The following is a 16,146-nucleotide window of genomic DNA, read 5'->3' as shown; positions in this document are numbered from 1 at the left end:
GTTTTGTATTTTTGGAAAAGATTATGAAAGCGACAGAATTAATTAGTATTGCTAAAAACACACAAACTAACGATTATATCCTGATCATCTTAGTGATTTGTTTATTAATTGTTTGTGCATCAAAGTATTTATTTGCGAAAAACTTTAAAACTTTAAAGAATAAAACGGAGTATTTAAGTTTTACAGATGATAATACAACGTTGTTTAGTTTGATCATCAACATTATGATGATTGTGTTAATTAGCACGCTTTTAGTTGCTCATTTCGATGTTAAGATCCTAGATTACACACTCACATTACCACTAAGAATTGGGCTTTGCTTTGTACTAATTTCTGCTGTAATGCTGATAAAATTATTAATAGAGATGGCTTTTTTCCGAGTTTTCTATCAAGATAATTCGATTTCCTTCTTCATGAAGAGTTCTAGTTATGTGAATGCCAGAAATATATTAATACTGATAGTCAGCTGTTTTCTTTACTTTTATTCTGATTTAGATAGCAATATAATAATGATTTCGTGGTTTATATTATTATGTGTTAATCGTATATGGGAAATCTATTTTAGATATTCAAATCAAATATCAATTAATAAGTCTATTTGGTATTACAATATTTTGTACCTTTGCACCCTAGAAATTTTACCAATAATGGTTTTAGCAAAATTCCTAATTATTGGTAAGGGAATCTAATTATTACTATGAAAGTTAAATCGATATTAGTATCACAACCTAAGCCACAGGTGGAAAATTCTCCTTACTTTGAGATTGAGAAACGCCACAAAATTAAAATTGATTTCCGTCCTTTTATCCAAGTAGTTGGAGTTGACGGTAAAGATGTTAGACAACAAAAGATAGACTTTCAAAGAATTACTGCAGTTATCTTTACAAGTCGTAATGCTATTGATCATTTTTTTAGAGTTGCTGAAGAACTACGAATTCAAGTCCCAGACACAATGAAATATTTCTGTGAGTCGGAAGCTATTGCTTTTTACTTACAAAAGTATATTGTTTACAGAAAGCGTAAAATTTATATTGGAGAGAAATTATTCTCAGACTTAGTTCCTTTATTTAAGAAACATAAAGACGAGAAATTTTTACTTCCAGCAGCAGATGTTATCAAACCAGATGTTCCAAAATTATTAGATAGTTTAAATTTAGATTGGCAATTAGCTACTTTATTTAGAACAGTATCAAGTGATTTATCTGATTTAGAAGATGTTAAATATGATATTTTAGTTTTCTTTACTCCATCAGGAATTATTTCATTATTCGAAAATTTCCCAGATTTCGTACAAGAAAATACAAGAATCGCTGTTTTCGGTAAAAATACTGTAGCCGAGGCGGAAAAGATGGGATTACGTATTGATATTGAGGTTCCGACAAAAGAAACTCCGTCAATGACAATGGCGTTAGATAAATATGTAAAAGAAGTAAATAAATCTAAATAGTTATTTTCTTTTTCTTCCTATCTTTAAATAGTATAAATTTATAGCAAATAACCTATTTACAGATGGACAAAAAATGGCAAATAAAAGAGCAACCTACTGCGAAAGTTGTAGAAAGTATAAGGACCGCATTAAGCGTTTCCGAAACAACTGCTATTTTATTAGCTCAACGTGGAATTATTGATTTTGATAAGGCGAAATCATTTTTCAATCCATCTTTAGAAGATTTACATAACCCTTTTTTAATGAAAGATATGGATGTTGCCGTATCTAGAATTAAATGGGCTATAGATAACGAGGAGAATATCCTTATTTTTGGTGACTACGATGTAGATGGAACGACAGCGGTAACTTTGGTTTACGAATTTCTGTCCTCTATCTACTCGAATGTCACATACTACATACCAGATCGTAACAACGAAGGTTACGGAATTTCTTATCAAAGTATAGAGCACGCAGTTGCAAATAATATTTCTTTAGTAATAGCATTAGATTGTGGGATAAAAGCACATGATCAAATTGAGTATGCAAATACAAAAAATATAGATTATATCATTTGCGATCACCATTTACCAGATAAATCAATCCCAAATGCTTATGCGGTTTTAGACCCAAAGCGTAAAGGTTGTTTGTATCCTTATAAAGAACTTAGTGGTTGTGGTGTTGGTTTTAAATTGGTGCAAGCCTACATCAAACAATTTAATTTATCGGTAGATATTTTAAATCCTTTGTTAGATTTAGTTGCGGTAAGTATTGCAGCTGATATTGTTCCAATTACTGGTGAGAACAGAATATTAGCTTACGCAGGTTTAAAACGATTGAATCAGACTCCTCGTTTAGGGTTTGAACAGATGATTCCGACAAATATCAAAGGAAATGTAAACATCTCGAATGTTGTATTTTCTATTGCTCCAAAAATTAATGCAGCAGGTCGTATCAAACATGGATCCGAAGCTGTTCGTTTTATGTTGAGTAAAAATGAAGAGGATTGTAAAAAATATCTTGCAGATATTAACTCGTTAAATAACGAACGTAAAAAACTAGATATTGATACTACAGAGCAAGCCTTAGATCAATTAAAAGATATCGATCAATCCAAAACATTTTCTACTATTGTTTACCATCCAGAATGGAACAAAGGTGTAATTGGAATTGTCGCATCTCGTCTTGTTGATATGTTTTATAAACCTACATTGGTTTTTACGAAGAATAACGAAGGGGAATTGGTAGCGTCTGCTCGTTCAGTGCAAGAATATGATATGTATAATGCAATTGAAAGAAATTCAGATTTATTAACTCAATTTGGTGGTCATATGGCTGCTGCCGGATTAGCTTTAAAAGAAGAAAATTTCGAAGCGTTTAAGAAAGCATTTGAAGCAACTGTTCGTGAAGAAAGTCAGTCAAAACATTTTACACCAATTATTGAAATTGATAAGGAATTATCGTTTAATGATATTACAAAATCTTTCTTAGAAACGGTGATGCGTATGGCTCCTTTTGGACCAGAAAATATGAATCCTGTATTCTTATCAAAAAATTTAATCGCAACTGATTTTAGATTAGTTGGTAAAGAACATGCTCGTCTTTATGTGCATCAAAAAAATACGCGTTCTACTTTTCCAGCGATTGGTTTCAAATTAGGTAAATTCGGTAAAAAATTACAAGAAGGATGTACTTTTGATATGGTTTATACGATTGGCATGAACTATTGGCAAGGAAAAGGAACTTGGCAATTGAATATTAAGGACATTCGTTTTGATGATTAAAAAAAACTGCATTCAATTTCTTGAATACAGTTTATAATATTTTATTTCTCTTGATTTCCTTCAACAACTAAAACCATTTCGCCTTTTAAATTTCGTTTTTCGGCAATTTCAGCAAGTTCAATTAAAGTACCTCGTATAGTTTCTTCAAACTTTTTCGAAATTTCACGAGATAAGCTCGCTTTTCTTTCATTCCCGAATGTTTCAGCTAAATCTCTTAAAGTTCTTCCGATCTTGTGTGGAGATTCGTAGAAAATCATTGTTTTCTTTTCTTCAATCAAGCTATCTAATTTCGATTTTCTTCCTTTTTTAACTGGAATAAACCCAACAAAAGTAAACTCGTTATTCGGTAAACCAGAAACTACCAACGCAGGCACAAAAGCTGTAGCGCCAGGTAAACACTCGATTGCAATATTATTCGCAACACATTCTTTTGCTAATAAATAACCAGGATCTGAAATTCCAGGCGTTCCGGCATCAGTAATAATCGAAATAGTTTGTCCGTCTTTCAATTGTCTAATGATATCTTCAGTAGCTTGATGCTCGTTGTGCATATGATAACTACGCATTGGTGTTTCAATTTCGTAGTGTTTTAAAAGAATTCCACTGTTACGCGTATCTTCAGCTAAAACAACATCGGACTCTTTTAGAATTTCAACCGCTCTAAAAGTCATGTCCTTTAAATTTCCAATTGGCGTAGGTACTAAATACAATTTTCCACTCATGGGTCAAAGATACGTTGAGAATAGACAACTAGAAAAATCTATTTTAAGATATCTTCTAATTCAGAAAGATCGACGTTATCTAAAGCTTCTTCTAATTGCTCTTTTGTTAAATTTACTTTAGAATCAATTACTAAAACTTTGCGTAATCCATTTACACCAAGAATTAACTGATTGATTTGGTCTTTATCTTCTAAATAAGCGGCATTCAGATTGTTTTTCTTCACTTTCAATTTAACCATCTGCTCGTAATTTTCACCTTTTGTAGCAGCAGTTAAATTTTTCATTACACTATTTTGTTTTGCCTTTCCAGCATCTGTAATTATAAAAACTTTAGCAGAATTTATGTATTCTAAAATTTTTAAATCTGTATTTTTCTTCGCAAGATTAATCGCAAATTTAGGCAAAGGAATTATAGTTGATTGCTTGTCATATTTATCATAAAATTCATTCATGTTCTTTGGAGCAGAACAAGAAGAAATAGTGATTAAAAGCACAAATAGCGTAATAATTTTATTCATAATAACTGATTTTGTATTGATTTCTAAACAATTCTTATTCCAATTTTATAAATAAGATTGTATGAATTTTAGGACAGAATTTTTATCTAATTCCATTTCTGCGTAAAGTTCTTCAATCGTACCATGTGTTATGAAATCATCTGGATAACCGTTCATTTTAAAACTTCCTTTGTAATTGGATTGATTAAGAATTTTTAAAACAGCATCGCCAAAACCTCCATTTAGAATTCCATCTTCATAAGTTGCGATAACATTATATTTTAGAGTTAAAATCTTAATGATTTGCTCGTCTAATGGTTTAATAAAAGGAAAGTCAATTAAACATACTTGTTCCTCAAGATTGTGTTGTTGTATCAACTCTTTTATTTTAGTTGTAAACTGCCCTGTAGCAAGTATTGCGATTGTATTACCTTCAGTTATTTTATTTGCTTTACCAATCTTGATTTTTTCATATTCATTGGTAAATTCGCTTGTTTCGATGCTTTCTTTTGGAAAACGAATAGCAAAAGGTTGTTCAGTAAACTGAGCAGTATATAGAATGTTTTTGAAATCTTTTTCATTGCTTGGTGAAGCAATAATTATATTCGGAATCGAATTTAAATAACTAATATCAAAATAGCCGTGATGCGTTGCACCATCAGAACCAACAATTCCAGCACGATCAATACAAAAAACAACGGGTAGATTTTGTAACGCTACATCGTGTATTACTTGGTCATACGCGCGTTGTAAAAAAGTAGAATATATTGTACAATACGGAACAGTATTTTGTGTTGCCAAACCTGCAGCAAATGTAACAGCATGTTGTTCAGCTATACCTACATCAATTACGCGTTTAGGGAAATGTTCTTGGCATTTTACTAAATTACTTCCAGTAACCATAGCTGGTGTAATTGCAATAATTTTATCGTTTTGATTTAATAAATCAAACATGGTTTCACCAAAAACATCTTGATAGGATTTGCTCTTTTTTACAGAAGTTATTTCACCAGTCTTTTTATCAAATAAACCTGGCGCGTGCCATTTCACTTGATCTAATTCGGCTTTTTCGTATCCTTTACCTTTTATAGTTTTTACATGTAAAACTTTAGGACCTTTGGTTTTGTTCGCAATTTCAAATGCATTTAATAATGAATCAAAATCATGTCCGTCAACCGTTCCAAGAAAATTCAAACCAAAATCTTCAAAAATAGAATGTTCATTGTCAATTAATTGATTGAAATGATTTTTTAAACCACCAACTGAAGGATCTATTCCGATCGAGTTATTATTCAAAATCACTATTACATCCAAATCAGTAGAACCAAGATGATTTAAAGCTTCTAAACTCATTCCAGAAGTTATGGATGCGTCGCCAATAACTGCAATGTGTTTACGGTTAATTCCATTGATTTGATCGGCTGTAGCCATACCAAGAATCGCAGAGATAGAGGTAGATGAATGTCCAGTTCCGAAAACGTCAAATTCGCTTTCTTCACGAGCTGGAAAACCAGAAATACCATTCTTTTGTCGTAACGATTCAAAACGATCACGTCTACCCGTCAATATTTTGTGTGGATAACATTGGTGGCCAACATCCCAAATTAATAAATCATTCGGTGTGTCGAAGTGATAATGTAACGCAATAGTTAACTCAATTACACCTAAACTTGCGCCCAAATGGCCTGGTTTTACACTTAGGGTGTCTAAAATATATTCGCGTAAATCTTCTGCTAAATCAGGCAAATCTGCAAGATTCAGTTTCCTAAGTTCCTTAGGATGATTGATTTTATGGATGACTTTATTCATTATTATCTTACAAAATTACAATTTTCTGAAGAAAACGCCGTATCTTTGTCGGTTACAAAAAATAGATAGATTATGTTCCAAATAGGAAAGACTTTGGTCTCTGAAGAATTGCTTAATGAAGAGTTTGTATGTAACTTGAATAAATGTAAAGGAATTTGTTGTGTAGAAGGTGATGCTGGAGCTCCTCTGGACGAAGATGAGTTATCTATTTTAGATGATATTTACGAAGATGTTAAACCTTATTTAAGACCTGAAGGAATTGAGGTCATTGAAAATGAAGGGAAATATACAATGGATACTGATGGAGATTGGGTTACGCCATTAGTAAACAACAAAGAATGTGCATATTTAGTTTTCGAAGACAATGGATTTTCTAAGTGTGGTATAGAAAAAGCATACGAAGACGGTATCATCGACTACAAAAAACCAATTTCTTGTCACTTATATCCTGTTCGTGTTAAGGAATATTCAAGTTTTACTGCTGTTAACTATCATGTTTGGGATATTTGTTCAGATGCTTGTACATTAGGGAAAGAATTAAAAGTAAACGTTGCTACGTTCGCAAAAGATTCTTTAGTACGAAAATTTGGAGAAGATTGGTATAATGAGTTAATGCTAATTCAAACTGAACTAAACAAACAAAAAAAGTAAAAAAAATTATGGCAATATCTAGAGCTAGAAGATCGACAGATGCGATCGAAAGGTTATATATTTCAATGCGCCACTTATTTCACCGTGGTGTTTATAGAGTATCAGGAAATCCTGGTAAAATTTTAAGAAACTTATTATTCGAATTAGAGCCAGAAATTTACGGTTCTATGACGGATCCAAATAAAGTAGAATTAAGCGGATTAATGTACGTATTAGATCGTTTGCCAGAAGGAATTGTGGAAACTCCATTTATTTCTTTTACAGCAGACGAAGGATACGATCGTTCAATTTTTACACCAATTATTCCTGCGAAAAGACGTCGTTTTTGTTATCGTATCGATGATGATCAGATGAATATCGAAATTTCGAGAGGTCGTTCTGATATTTTTGACGTTTTAACGCATTTAACGTTCTTATACAACGAAGCAGATAAAATTAGAAATCATGCATTTGATAATCAAACCTTAACAAAAAGCAGATTATGGGAGATTATCGAAGAAATTGTTTTAACTAAAAAAGAATTATCTCGAAAAGAACGTGAAGTTGCAATCATGCACTTATCTAGCATCTTAGGACGCACGTTTGAAGAAACTCAAGCAACACACGAATACTTTGGTACAACTGATGATCCAGACAAATTTTTCTCTATCATTTATTGGATGGGAATGACAAGTCAGGCGGATCGTATCGGAGTTAAAAAACGTGAAATTACTTTCACATCAACTTTACGCGAATCTATCGGACATCACGTAATTGGGGAAAAATGGGCGAATGAAATCAAACGTCAATTATTCAAGAATGGATTACAAGATAAAAATATTCATATCATCAGTGCTAATATGCACTCGGTATCGAATATGTTGTATGCTTATGATGGATTAAAACGTAAGTATAAAGCTGATTCTGTTGAAATTTACGAAGATTTAAGTGCTGCAAACAATAAATTATTAAGAGCAGAGTTACTTGATTATGTAAAGAAGCAAGGTTTAATTTACATCAAAGATCAATCAGGAACTAACATCGATGTTCAGATTATTGATTTATCAAAAGTAGATCTTAAAAATACAGCTTTCTCTTACGCAAAAGCAAAAGACAACGAAGTAATTATCGTGATGGATTACGCTTTTGGTGAGCAGGCTTTTGAGGCGATGGATGAGTTATTAAAACCATATAAAAAACCAGAAGCAAACTTTAAAATGAATGTGAAATCTGTGTCTATCATGGGTAAAGCAGGAATTTTAGAAGGAGTTAAAGGTGATATTATGATTGCTACTTCTCACGTATTTGAAGGGACAACTGATAATTATTTCTTTGATAATGAATTAACAGCTGAAGATTTTAAAGATTCAGGTTTAGGAGTTTACGAAGGACCAATGATTTCAGTTTTAGGAACTTCTTTACAGAATAAAGATATTTTAGAATATTTTAAAAACTCATCTTTCCAAGCAGTGGGATTAGAAATGGAAGGAGCGCATTACCATAAAGCAATTCAGGTAGCTTCTAAGATTCGTCACCATATTGATAAAGATGTAAAAGTAATGTATGCTTACTATGCTTCTGATAATCCATTAGAAACTGGAAGTACATTAGCATCAGGTGGTTTAGGATTAACAGGAGTTAAACCAACTTACTTGATTACACAAAAGATTTTAGAGAAAATCATCAAATAATTGTATGAAAAATTTTTCCATTCTTGGGTATGGACACATTGGTAAAGTTCATGAACAAGCAATTAGAGAGACAGAAAACGCGAATTTAATTTCGATTATCGATTTTAATTTACCTTCTGATCTTGATGCAGTAACATATTCTACATTAGAAAGCTTCTTACAGGAAGATACCGAAACTGATGTAGTTGTAATTGCGACACCTAATGGTTTGCACCGCGAACATGCTATCCGTTGCCTAAAGGCTGGAAAAAATGTTTTCATCGAAAAACCAATTTCTTTAAACGTTGCTGATGCTGAAGAAATTTTAGCTGTTGCAAACGAAAAAGGTTTACGTGTTTTCTCATCAATGCAATTACGATTTTCGCCAGTAGTACAATACGTAAAAAAGCTAATGGAAAATAAAGCTTTAGGTAAAATACACATGGTGAATGTACATTGTTATTGGAATCGTAATAGAAATTATTACAAATTAAGAGAATGGCACGGAACGGAAGAGATGGATGGTGGAGTTCTTTTCACTCAATTTTCTCACTTTGTGGATATTATTAATTTTTGGTTTGATGAGGTTAAATGCTTGAATTCAAGAAGTTTTAATTTTTCACATGTTGATGTAACTGAATTTGATGATAGTGGATATGTTGATTTTATCGCAGACGAAGCTGTTGGTCATATAACTTATACAACATCTGTATTTAATAAAAATTTCGAATCAAATATTACAATCATTGCTGAGAAAGGAACGATTAAGATAGGTGATCAATACCTAAATCAAATGCTTTACAGCGATCTTAAAAATGTTTGTTGTTCAAATAAAGTTTCTACAGATCAAAAGAACTTTCATCCAGAAGCAATTTTTGAGGTTTCTGATGCATTAAGCCGTAAAAATGAAAGTATCTTAGATGGTGAGTTTGCGGTTGATTTAGTAAGGTTTATTTCATCAGCTACTCAGTTTGCAAACGAAAATAAATTACATCAAAATAACACTTATGAAATTTCACACTCGTAAATGGGTTAAACCGGAAGATTTAAATCCAAATCGTTCGCTTTTTGGAGGAAGATTATTAGCTTGGATTGACGAGGAAGCTGCACTTTACAGCGTTGTACAATTAGAAAATCCACATGTTGTAACCAAGTACATGTCCGAGATTAATTTTATGGCTTCTGCTAAACAAGGAGACATTGTAGAGATTGGAATAGACGTTGTTAAGTTTGGACGAACTTCTTTAATTTTACGTTGCGAAGTGCGTAATATGATGACCAGAGAAACAATTATTACAGTAGAAAATATTACAATGGTAAATTTGGACGAACATGGTCGACCAATTCCTCACGGAAAAACCAAAGTAGAATATGTAAAAGATCGTTTACAAAATAAAATATAAAATGAAAGCCACTCAATTGAGTGGCTTTTTTATTTAATTTTCACTATCAGTAAAAAGTGCTTTTAATTCGTGAGCTTCGCTTGGTTTCATGCGTTTAGCTAAAACTAAACTAAGTTGTTTTCTACGCAATGCGGCATCAAAACGTTCAATTTCTAATTCTGTTTCCGGAACTAAATCTGGTACTTCGACAGGTTTATTATTCTCATCTAATGCAACAAAAGTATAGATAGCATCATTTGTTTTCATGTAGCATTCTTGCTCGTAATTGTAAACAAATACATCTACATAAACTTCCATCGATGTTTTAAATGCACGCGTCACTTTCGATTCTAATTTTACTGTACTTCCAAGTGGAATTGGTTGACTAAATGAAACGTGATTTACACTTGCTGTTACAACTTGTAAGCTTCCTGAATGCATCTTTGCAGATATTGCAGAAATACGATCCATACGCGCTAAAAGTTCTCCACCAAACATATTATTTAATTGATTAGTTTCATTCGGTAGAACCAAATTTGTCATTACCGCTAATGATTCTTTTGCTGTTTTAGATTTTCCCATAAACCTTTATATTGTAGAACAAAGTTCAATATTCTATTTAAAATTTACTAATTAAAGTTCAATTTCATACTAAAAACGATAATTAGAATTGTATAATAACAAAAAGGGTTACAAATTAGTAACCCTTTTTTATATGATTGTAAAATCTATTAATTATGCTCTCTGATCCATGCATCAGGACGTTGCTTATGCAAGTTGTTTAAGTACTTAGAAGCTTGTTCCATATTATCGAAACTATCAAAAGTTACATAATAAAAACGACCTTTCACATACACGATATTCGCATTTTTATAACCTTCACTTTCTAAGAAACGTAACATTCTTGCAGCATCATCTGCTCTTCTTAAAGAAGCAGCGATTACTTGGAATTTTTTAGGATTAGATTCAATTCGGATAATATCTTCCGATTTTTTATCATTTCCTTTTACTGCAGTATTGTTGTTATCTTCTGTTTTAGTAGTTTTTGCAACATCTTTTGTTGTAGAGTTTGAAGATTTAGAATTTAATGAATTAGCATCAACTTTAGAGTTTCTGATAATTGCTTTAACTTCTTTTTCATCTTCATTTAATTGTTTTTCCTCTACAACTGTAATTTCAAAACGTGATAAAACATTCTGTCCAGTAGAATCGGTTTCAGCTGGTAAAGAAACAGAAGTTCCTGCCTGAACGTATTCTAAAGGATTAGATATTGTAGTAGGTAAATTATGAATAACATCTTCTAACTGATCAATTTTTTCAATTTTAGATGCAGAGTTTAATAAGTTGGGTGCTGCTTCTTGAATTGCTGGTAAAACAATACCACTCCATTGGTGATCTACAAATTTTTGTACCGGTTGAGGTGTATTAAAATAAAAATATCCACCAACGATAATCGGAATAATTGACGCAACGGCTAAAAACGATGACCAATTTCTTTTTGATGAGGGTAACACAGCAGCTACTTCAGGGTTGTTTAAGATTAAATTAGGTTTGATAGAACGTAAACCGTATGCATCTGCCAAGAAGTTTTCGGTAGTATGAGGTTTAAAATTTAAAACTCCATCAGCATCATTGTTTAACGTTCCTATATTTTCTAAAACAATTGTTTCTCCGTTGTTTAAACGATAATTCCAATCGTTTACATCTTCTTCAATTTGTGAAGAAGCATTTTCTATACTAATATTTTCTTCTAAAGCGTACTTTTTTTCAAGAAGTCCATCGCTTGTTGTTAAGGATGAATTAAAAGAAACTGCATTATGTGGAGGAATAATAGTTTGTTCCTCTTGGATAATAGTTGCACTTGTAGGGTGCGAAACAAACGCACCAAATTTCGGAACGATTACACAATCGTGCTGAAACATAAGCTGATTAATATAGTTCTCTAACCTCATAACAACGAATTTAACATTTTTTTTTGATTTAATAAGATAAATAATTAAAAATGTGTGTCTTGAATCTAAATAGTTAATTTAAAGAATGAATTCTGAGCAAAGATACATTTTAGCACTGTCATTTATCAAAGGAATTGGAGATAATCGAATATTTTTTCTCGTTAATTTCTTTGGTAGCGCTAAAGCTGTGTGGGAATCTTCTAAAAATGAATTACTTAATATAAGTGGATTTGGGCCTAAATTAGTAAAAGATATTGGGAATGAAAAGTTTTTAGATTTAGCTGATCTCGAAATTGAATTTTGTAAAATTAATAATATCAATATTTTAACCGTTTTTGATGAGCAATATCCTTCTTTGTTAAAACAATGTCCTGATGCGCCAATTGTATTATTTACAAAAGGAAATTTAACATTCGAAAAGTCAAAGAAAATTGCAATAGTTGGTACACGAAAAATGACTAATTACGGTAAACTGTTTATTGAGGAATTAATTGACGGGATTAAAGATTTTGATGTAACAATTGTAAGTGGTTTAGCGTACGGATGTGATATATATTCTCATATACAAGCTTTAAAATTTAACATACCAACATGGGCTGTTTTAGCTCATCATCTCAATAATATTTATCCTCCACAACACAAAAATGTGGCGATAGAAATGTTAGAAAATGGTGGTTGGATATCAGAACAATCTTCAATAAAAGGAGTTTCTCCCAAATATTTTCTGCAACGAAATAGGATTATAGCAGGTCTTTCAGATGTAACAATTATGGTAGAATCTGGTTCGCATGGCGGAAGTTTAGTCACTGCTAAATTTGCAAATGATTATAATCGTGATGTTTTTGCTTTACCCGGCAAATCAACTGATATGTTAAGTAAAGGTTGTAATTATATGATTAAATCACACCAAGCGTATTTGATAGAATCATCTAAAGACTTAGAATATCATCTTAATCTTAGCGATAATCCTAAAAAATCTAACCAGCTAGAAATGTTTATCGAATTGTCGGAAGAGGAACAAAAAATTGTTGATTTCTTAGTTCAAAATGGTAAAACCCACATCGATGCATTGTCAATAAGTTTAGATTTATTGACTTATGAATTGATGCCCGTTTTGTTAGATTTAGAGCTCAAGAATATTCTTCGACCATTGCCTGGTAAGTATTTTGAGCTTTCTCGATGAGAATTACAATTTTTCAATAAAAATATTGTTATAAATAACAGTATTTTTGTTGATTATGAAGAAGTACCTTTTACTAATATTATGTTTTCCATTATTTTCTCTATTCGGGCAAAATACAAATGGAAGATGGTCTGATTTATTCTCTTATTCAAATGTAAAATACATAGAAGAAGTTCAAGGTATTTTATATTGTGCAACCGAAAACGGAATTTTCCTTTTCGATCCTTCAAACCCAGAAAGAGAATGGGTTAAATATAACAAGACGAATGTATTAAGTAATGTTGGTATTTCTGCAATGAATTACGATGCAGCAACCAATACATTAATCATTGGTTACGATAATGGTTCGATTGATTTATTAATCGATGGCGAATCACAAATTGTTTTGGATATTCCTTGGAATAGTTTTTCTGGCGTTAAAAAAATCAATCACATTTTTATTCAAGGCGATGTAGCGATTATTTCGGGCGGATTCGGTATAGCTTCGTATAGTTTATCTGATCGCGAGTTTTTAGAAACTACATTTTTCTATAATAACGGAAATTACATTGCGGTAAACGAATCTGTAATTTTTAACGATCGTGTGTTCTCGGCTACAGATAACGGAATTTTCTCGTATCAACTTGTAAACGGAACAAACTTTCCTAATTTTTATGCTTGGCAACAAGTAGCAGGAACTCAATCCTTGGGTGGTGTAAAATACATGGAGTTATTTAATAATCAGATGTATTTTGCTTCAAATTCAATGTTGTATAAATTAAATTCAGATACACAATTTTCTCAAGTTCAAGCTTTTTCTAATATCAAAGATTTAAAATCGAATCAAAATATTTTAGCAATTGCTCAGTCTTCACAAGTAAGTTTTATGAATACAAATCAGAGTGTAGTTACACATTCAGAAGATTTTTATCAAACAACAGAAGGAGGTGTTCAGATGCAAAAAATGCCATTAAATACAGGAATTTTTTACAATAATAAATACTTCGGAGGAACTACAAATTTTGGTTTAATTGATTTTGATTTATCATACTTAGAAAACGCAGAAGGTTATAAGCCAGATGGTCCTTATAATAATTTATCTTACTCATTAGCGGTTAGCAAACAAAAAGTATGGATCGCTCCAGGTGGAATGAGTGATTTTAATGAACCAACGTTTAATGGAGATGGTTTTTATTATTTTGATAAATTTAAATGGAACCATTTTAAAAGTTCAGAATTATTAAACGCAAAAGATTTTATTAAAATATCAGTCAATCCAAAAGATGACAATAATTTTGTCGCAATTCCATTTGCCGAAGTTCCTCAATGGGGAAGTCAAACAAGAATCGGTATTTTCGAATTCAATCAAAATGGTGAAACTTTTGATTTTAATCACATCACATCACCTTTTGTTTGGTCATATCGTATGGGCGGTGGTTCTTTTGATAAAGACGGAGATTTATATGTAAGTAGTTCTTTTTTAGATGAACCTTCTGGTTGGGAAACTAACCATTATTATCAAAGAAAAGGTCAATCTTGGCGACGTGTAAGATCTAATAAAAATAGACCTTCTACAGCTTTATCGCCAGAAATATCATCTAATTATATTTGGTTCCCAAATGCCAGAACAGGTGGATTAACTGTTTTGGATAAGAATATGACTGAAGTTGTTACGCTTACAAAATCAAACGCTAATTTATATGAAGATGCAGTTTTAACAGTTGCAATTGATCAAAATAATAATGCTTGGATTGGAACTTTATTAGGTTTAACGGTTTTAAATAATGCGGATTCTTCTATTGAATCTGGCAATTACAGAACTGAACCTGTTGTTATTATACAAGATGGTATTCCTGAAGCTTTGTTAACTTCTACGCGTATCAATGATATAAAAGTAGATAAAGCAAACAGAAAATGGATTGCGACAAATGCAGCAGGTGTTTACTATGTATCGGATAATGGGGAACAAACAATTTATAATTTCACTTCAAAAAATTCAGCTTTACCATCTGATACAGTTTATGATATTGAAATTGATGATTCAAACGGAAAAGTTTATTTTGCAACAGAAAAAGGTGTTGTAGTTTTTAACGGTGATGTACAAGATGTAGGAGATAGTTTTAATCAAGTAATTGCATATCCAAATCCAGTTCGTCCTGGTTTTAAAGGAAATGTAATTATTAAAAATATTCCGAATAGAGCATCTGTGAAAATTACTGATATTACAGGAAATTTATTGTACGAAGCCAAAGCAAATGGTGGAATTGTAGAGTGGAATACAAAAAATAGTAAAGGAATTGATGTTGCATCTGGAGTTTATATTGTTTTGATGACAAATGCAGACGGAACACAAACAAAAACTATTAAAATCGCAGTAGTGAGATAATGAAAGTGATCGAAACAAAAGCAATTGTTTTATCAAGTTTAAAATATGGAGATACAAGCTTAATTGTTCGTTGTTATACCGAACAATTAGGCTTGAAATCTTTTATAGCCAAAGGTGTTTTTTCTAAAAAGAAACGCAATACAGCGCTATATTTTCCATTAAATGAAATTGATATTGCGTATTCTCCAAAATCGAACGAACAACAATTGGTATTTTTGAAATCTGCGCAAGCGGCTTATTACTATGAATCGTTGCATTTCCATCCGGTGAAATCAGCCATAGTTTTCTTCTTGGCTGAACTTTTAAATCTGATTTTAAAAGCGGAAGAACATAACAACGATTTGTATCAATTCATCAAACAAAGTTTGATTTTATTTGATGAAAAGAAAGAAGATTTTGCAGATTTCCATTTAGTTTTTTTAATGAATTTGACGCATTTTTTAGGATTTTATCCAAATGATGACAACGAAAAAGCAATTTATTTTGATTTAGAAAATGGCTTTTTTACCGAAAGTAATTCTTCAATCAATATGTTGAATTCGATCGAAACTGAATTATTTAAAAAACTTTTAAATACGCCTTTCGATTTAACAACGAAGAATCATTTCAATCAACAACAGCGTGGTTTATTGCTAGAAATTTTGGTGAAGTATTATCAAATACATACCAACAATTTTAAGAAACCGAATTCATTACAAGTTTTACACGAATTGTTTAGTTGATAAA

Annotated in this window: 15 protein-coding genes; 10 read left to right on the top strand and 5 right to left on the bottom strand. The window is 31.6% G+C overall.

Annotation, left to right across the window (positions count from 1 at the left end):
- The first annotated feature begins 23 nt into the window (after positions 1 to 23).
- The 3 genes from J9309_RS13630 (at position 24) to recJ (ending at position 3,210) form a co-directional block, all read left to right on the top strand.
- Positions 24 to 689 (top strand): DUF4271 domain-containing protein, encoded by a 666-nt coding sequence (locus J9309_RS13630; protein WP_394369290.1) that lies wholly within the window; start codon positions 24 to 26, stop codon positions 687 to 689.
- A gap of 8 nt (positions 690 to 697) precedes the next feature.
- Entirely contained in the window at positions 698 to 1,447 is a 750-nt protein-coding gene (locus J9309_RS04165; protein ID WP_230477248.1) for a uroporphyrinogen-III synthase, read from the top strand.
- 62 nt (positions 1,448 to 1,509) lie between these two features.
- Positions 1,510 to 3,210: a single-stranded-DNA-specific exonuclease RecJ gene (gene recJ, locus J9309_RS04160; RefSeq protein WP_230477246.1), complete on the top strand. Its 1,701-nt coding sequence runs from the start codon at positions 1,510 to 1,512 to the stop codon at positions 3,208 to 3,210.
- Positions 3,211 to 3,251: 41 nt separating this feature from the next.
- On the opposite strand, the gene rsmI is transcribed toward recJ, so the two are convergent.
- From rsmI to J9309_RS04145, 3 genes are read right to left on the bottom strand one after another with little or no spacing between them, the layout of a single operon-like run.
- The gene (rsmI, locus tag J9309_RS04155) at positions 3,252 to 3,932 is read right to left on the bottom strand and encodes a 16S rRNA (cytidine(1402)-2'-O)-methyltransferase (protein WP_230477245.1); all 681 of its coding nucleotides are present in this window, start codon (positions 3,930 to 3,932) and stop codon (positions 3,252 to 3,254) included.
- A 38-nt stretch (positions 3,933 to 3,970) separates the two neighbouring features.
- Positions 3,971 to 4,450 (bottom strand): DUF4252 domain-containing protein, encoded by a 480-nt coding sequence (locus tag J9309_RS04150; protein WP_230477243.1) that lies wholly within the window; start codon positions 4,448 to 4,450, stop codon positions 3,971 to 3,973.
- A gap of 45 nt (positions 4,451 to 4,495) precedes the next feature.
- Positions 4,496 to 6,238: a 1-deoxy-D-xylulose-5-phosphate synthase gene (locus J9309_RS04145; protein ID WP_230477242.1), complete on the bottom strand. Its 1,743-nt coding sequence runs from the start codon at positions 6,236 to 6,238 to the stop codon at positions 4,496 to 4,498.
- Positions 6,239 to 6,310: 72 nt separating this feature from the next.
- On the opposite strand from J9309_RS04145, the gene J9309_RS04140 reads away from it, so the two are divergent.
- The 4 genes from J9309_RS04140 to J9309_RS04125 are packed head-to-tail and all read left to right on the top strand — an operon-like array spanning position 6,311 to position 9,941.
- On the top strand, positions 6,311 to 6,889 hold the full coding sequence (locus J9309_RS04140; protein ID WP_230477241.1) for a DUF3109 family protein: 579 nt from the start codon (positions 6,311 to 6,313) through the stop codon (positions 6,887 to 6,889).
- Between the two features lie 8 nt (positions 6,890 to 6,897).
- Positions 6,898 to 8,559, top strand: coding sequence for a DUF6909 family protein (locus tag J9309_RS04135; protein ID WP_230477240.1), 1,662 nt, complete (start codon positions 6,898 to 6,900; stop codon positions 8,557 to 8,559).
- A gap of 4 nt (positions 8,560 to 8,563) precedes the next feature.
- Positions 8,564 to 9,565, top strand: coding sequence for a Gfo/Idh/MocA family protein (locus tag J9309_RS04130; protein WP_230477239.1), 1,002 nt, complete (start codon positions 8,564 to 8,566; stop codon positions 9,563 to 9,565).
- Positions 9,546 to 9,941, top strand: a complete 396-nt coding sequence (locus J9309_RS04125; protein ID WP_230477238.1) for an acyl-CoA thioesterase — start codon at positions 9,546 to 9,548, stop codon at positions 9,939 to 9,941. The genes J9309_RS04130 and J9309_RS04125 overlap by 20 nt, the downstream gene beginning before the upstream one ends.
- A gap of 33 nt (positions 9,942 to 9,974) precedes the next feature.
- Here the strand turns inward: J9309_RS04125 and J9309_RS04120 are convergent, their stop codons facing one another.
- On the bottom strand, positions 9,975 to 10,502 hold the full coding sequence (locus J9309_RS04120) for an acyl-CoA thioesterase (RefSeq protein ID WP_230477237.1): 528 nt from the start codon (positions 10,500 to 10,502) through the stop codon (positions 9,975 to 9,977).
- Positions 10,503 to 10,651: 149 nt separating this feature from the next.
- Positions 10,652 to 11,872 (bottom strand): HU domain-containing protein, encoded by a 1,221-nt coding sequence (locus tag J9309_RS04115; protein ID WP_230477236.1) that lies wholly within the window; start codon positions 11,870 to 11,872, stop codon positions 10,652 to 10,654.
- Between the two features lie 85 nt (positions 11,873 to 11,957).
- Between J9309_RS04115 and dprA the strand changes: the two genes are divergently transcribed.
- Genes dprA through recO form a run of 3 tightly spaced genes read left to right on the top strand, consistent with a single transcriptional unit; the run spans position 11,958 to position 16,142 of the window.
- Positions 11,958 to 13,055 (top strand): DNA-processing protein DprA, encoded by a 1,098-nt coding sequence (dprA, locus tag J9309_RS04110; RefSeq protein ID WP_230477235.1) that lies wholly within the window; start codon positions 11,958 to 11,960, stop codon positions 13,053 to 13,055.
- A 55-nt stretch (positions 13,056 to 13,110) separates the two neighbouring features.
- Positions 13,111 to 15,420 carry a type IX secretion system anionic LPS delivery protein PorZ gene (gene porZ, locus J9309_RS04105; RefSeq protein WP_230477234.1) on the top strand — a complete coding sequence of 770 codons (2,310 nt, stop codon included), beginning with the start codon at positions 13,111 to 13,113 and terminating at the stop codon, positions 15,418 to 15,420.
- Positions 15,420 to 16,142 carry a DNA repair protein RecO gene (gene recO, locus J9309_RS04100; RefSeq protein WP_230477233.1) on the top strand — a complete coding sequence of 241 codons (723 nt, stop codon included), beginning with the start codon at positions 15,420 to 15,422 and terminating at the stop codon, positions 16,140 to 16,142. The genes porZ and recO overlap by 1 nt, the downstream gene beginning before the upstream one ends.
- Positions 16,143 to 16,146: the final 4 nt, after the last annotated feature.

Origin of the sequence: Faecalibacter bovis, assembly GCF_017948305.1 — a bacterium.
Lineage (GTDB): Bacteria > Bacteroidota > Bacteroidia > Flavobacteriales > Weeksellaceae > Empedobacter > Empedobacter bovis.
Note: the sequence above shows the minus strand (reverse complement) of the source record. Positions and strands in the feature narration are given on the sequence as shown.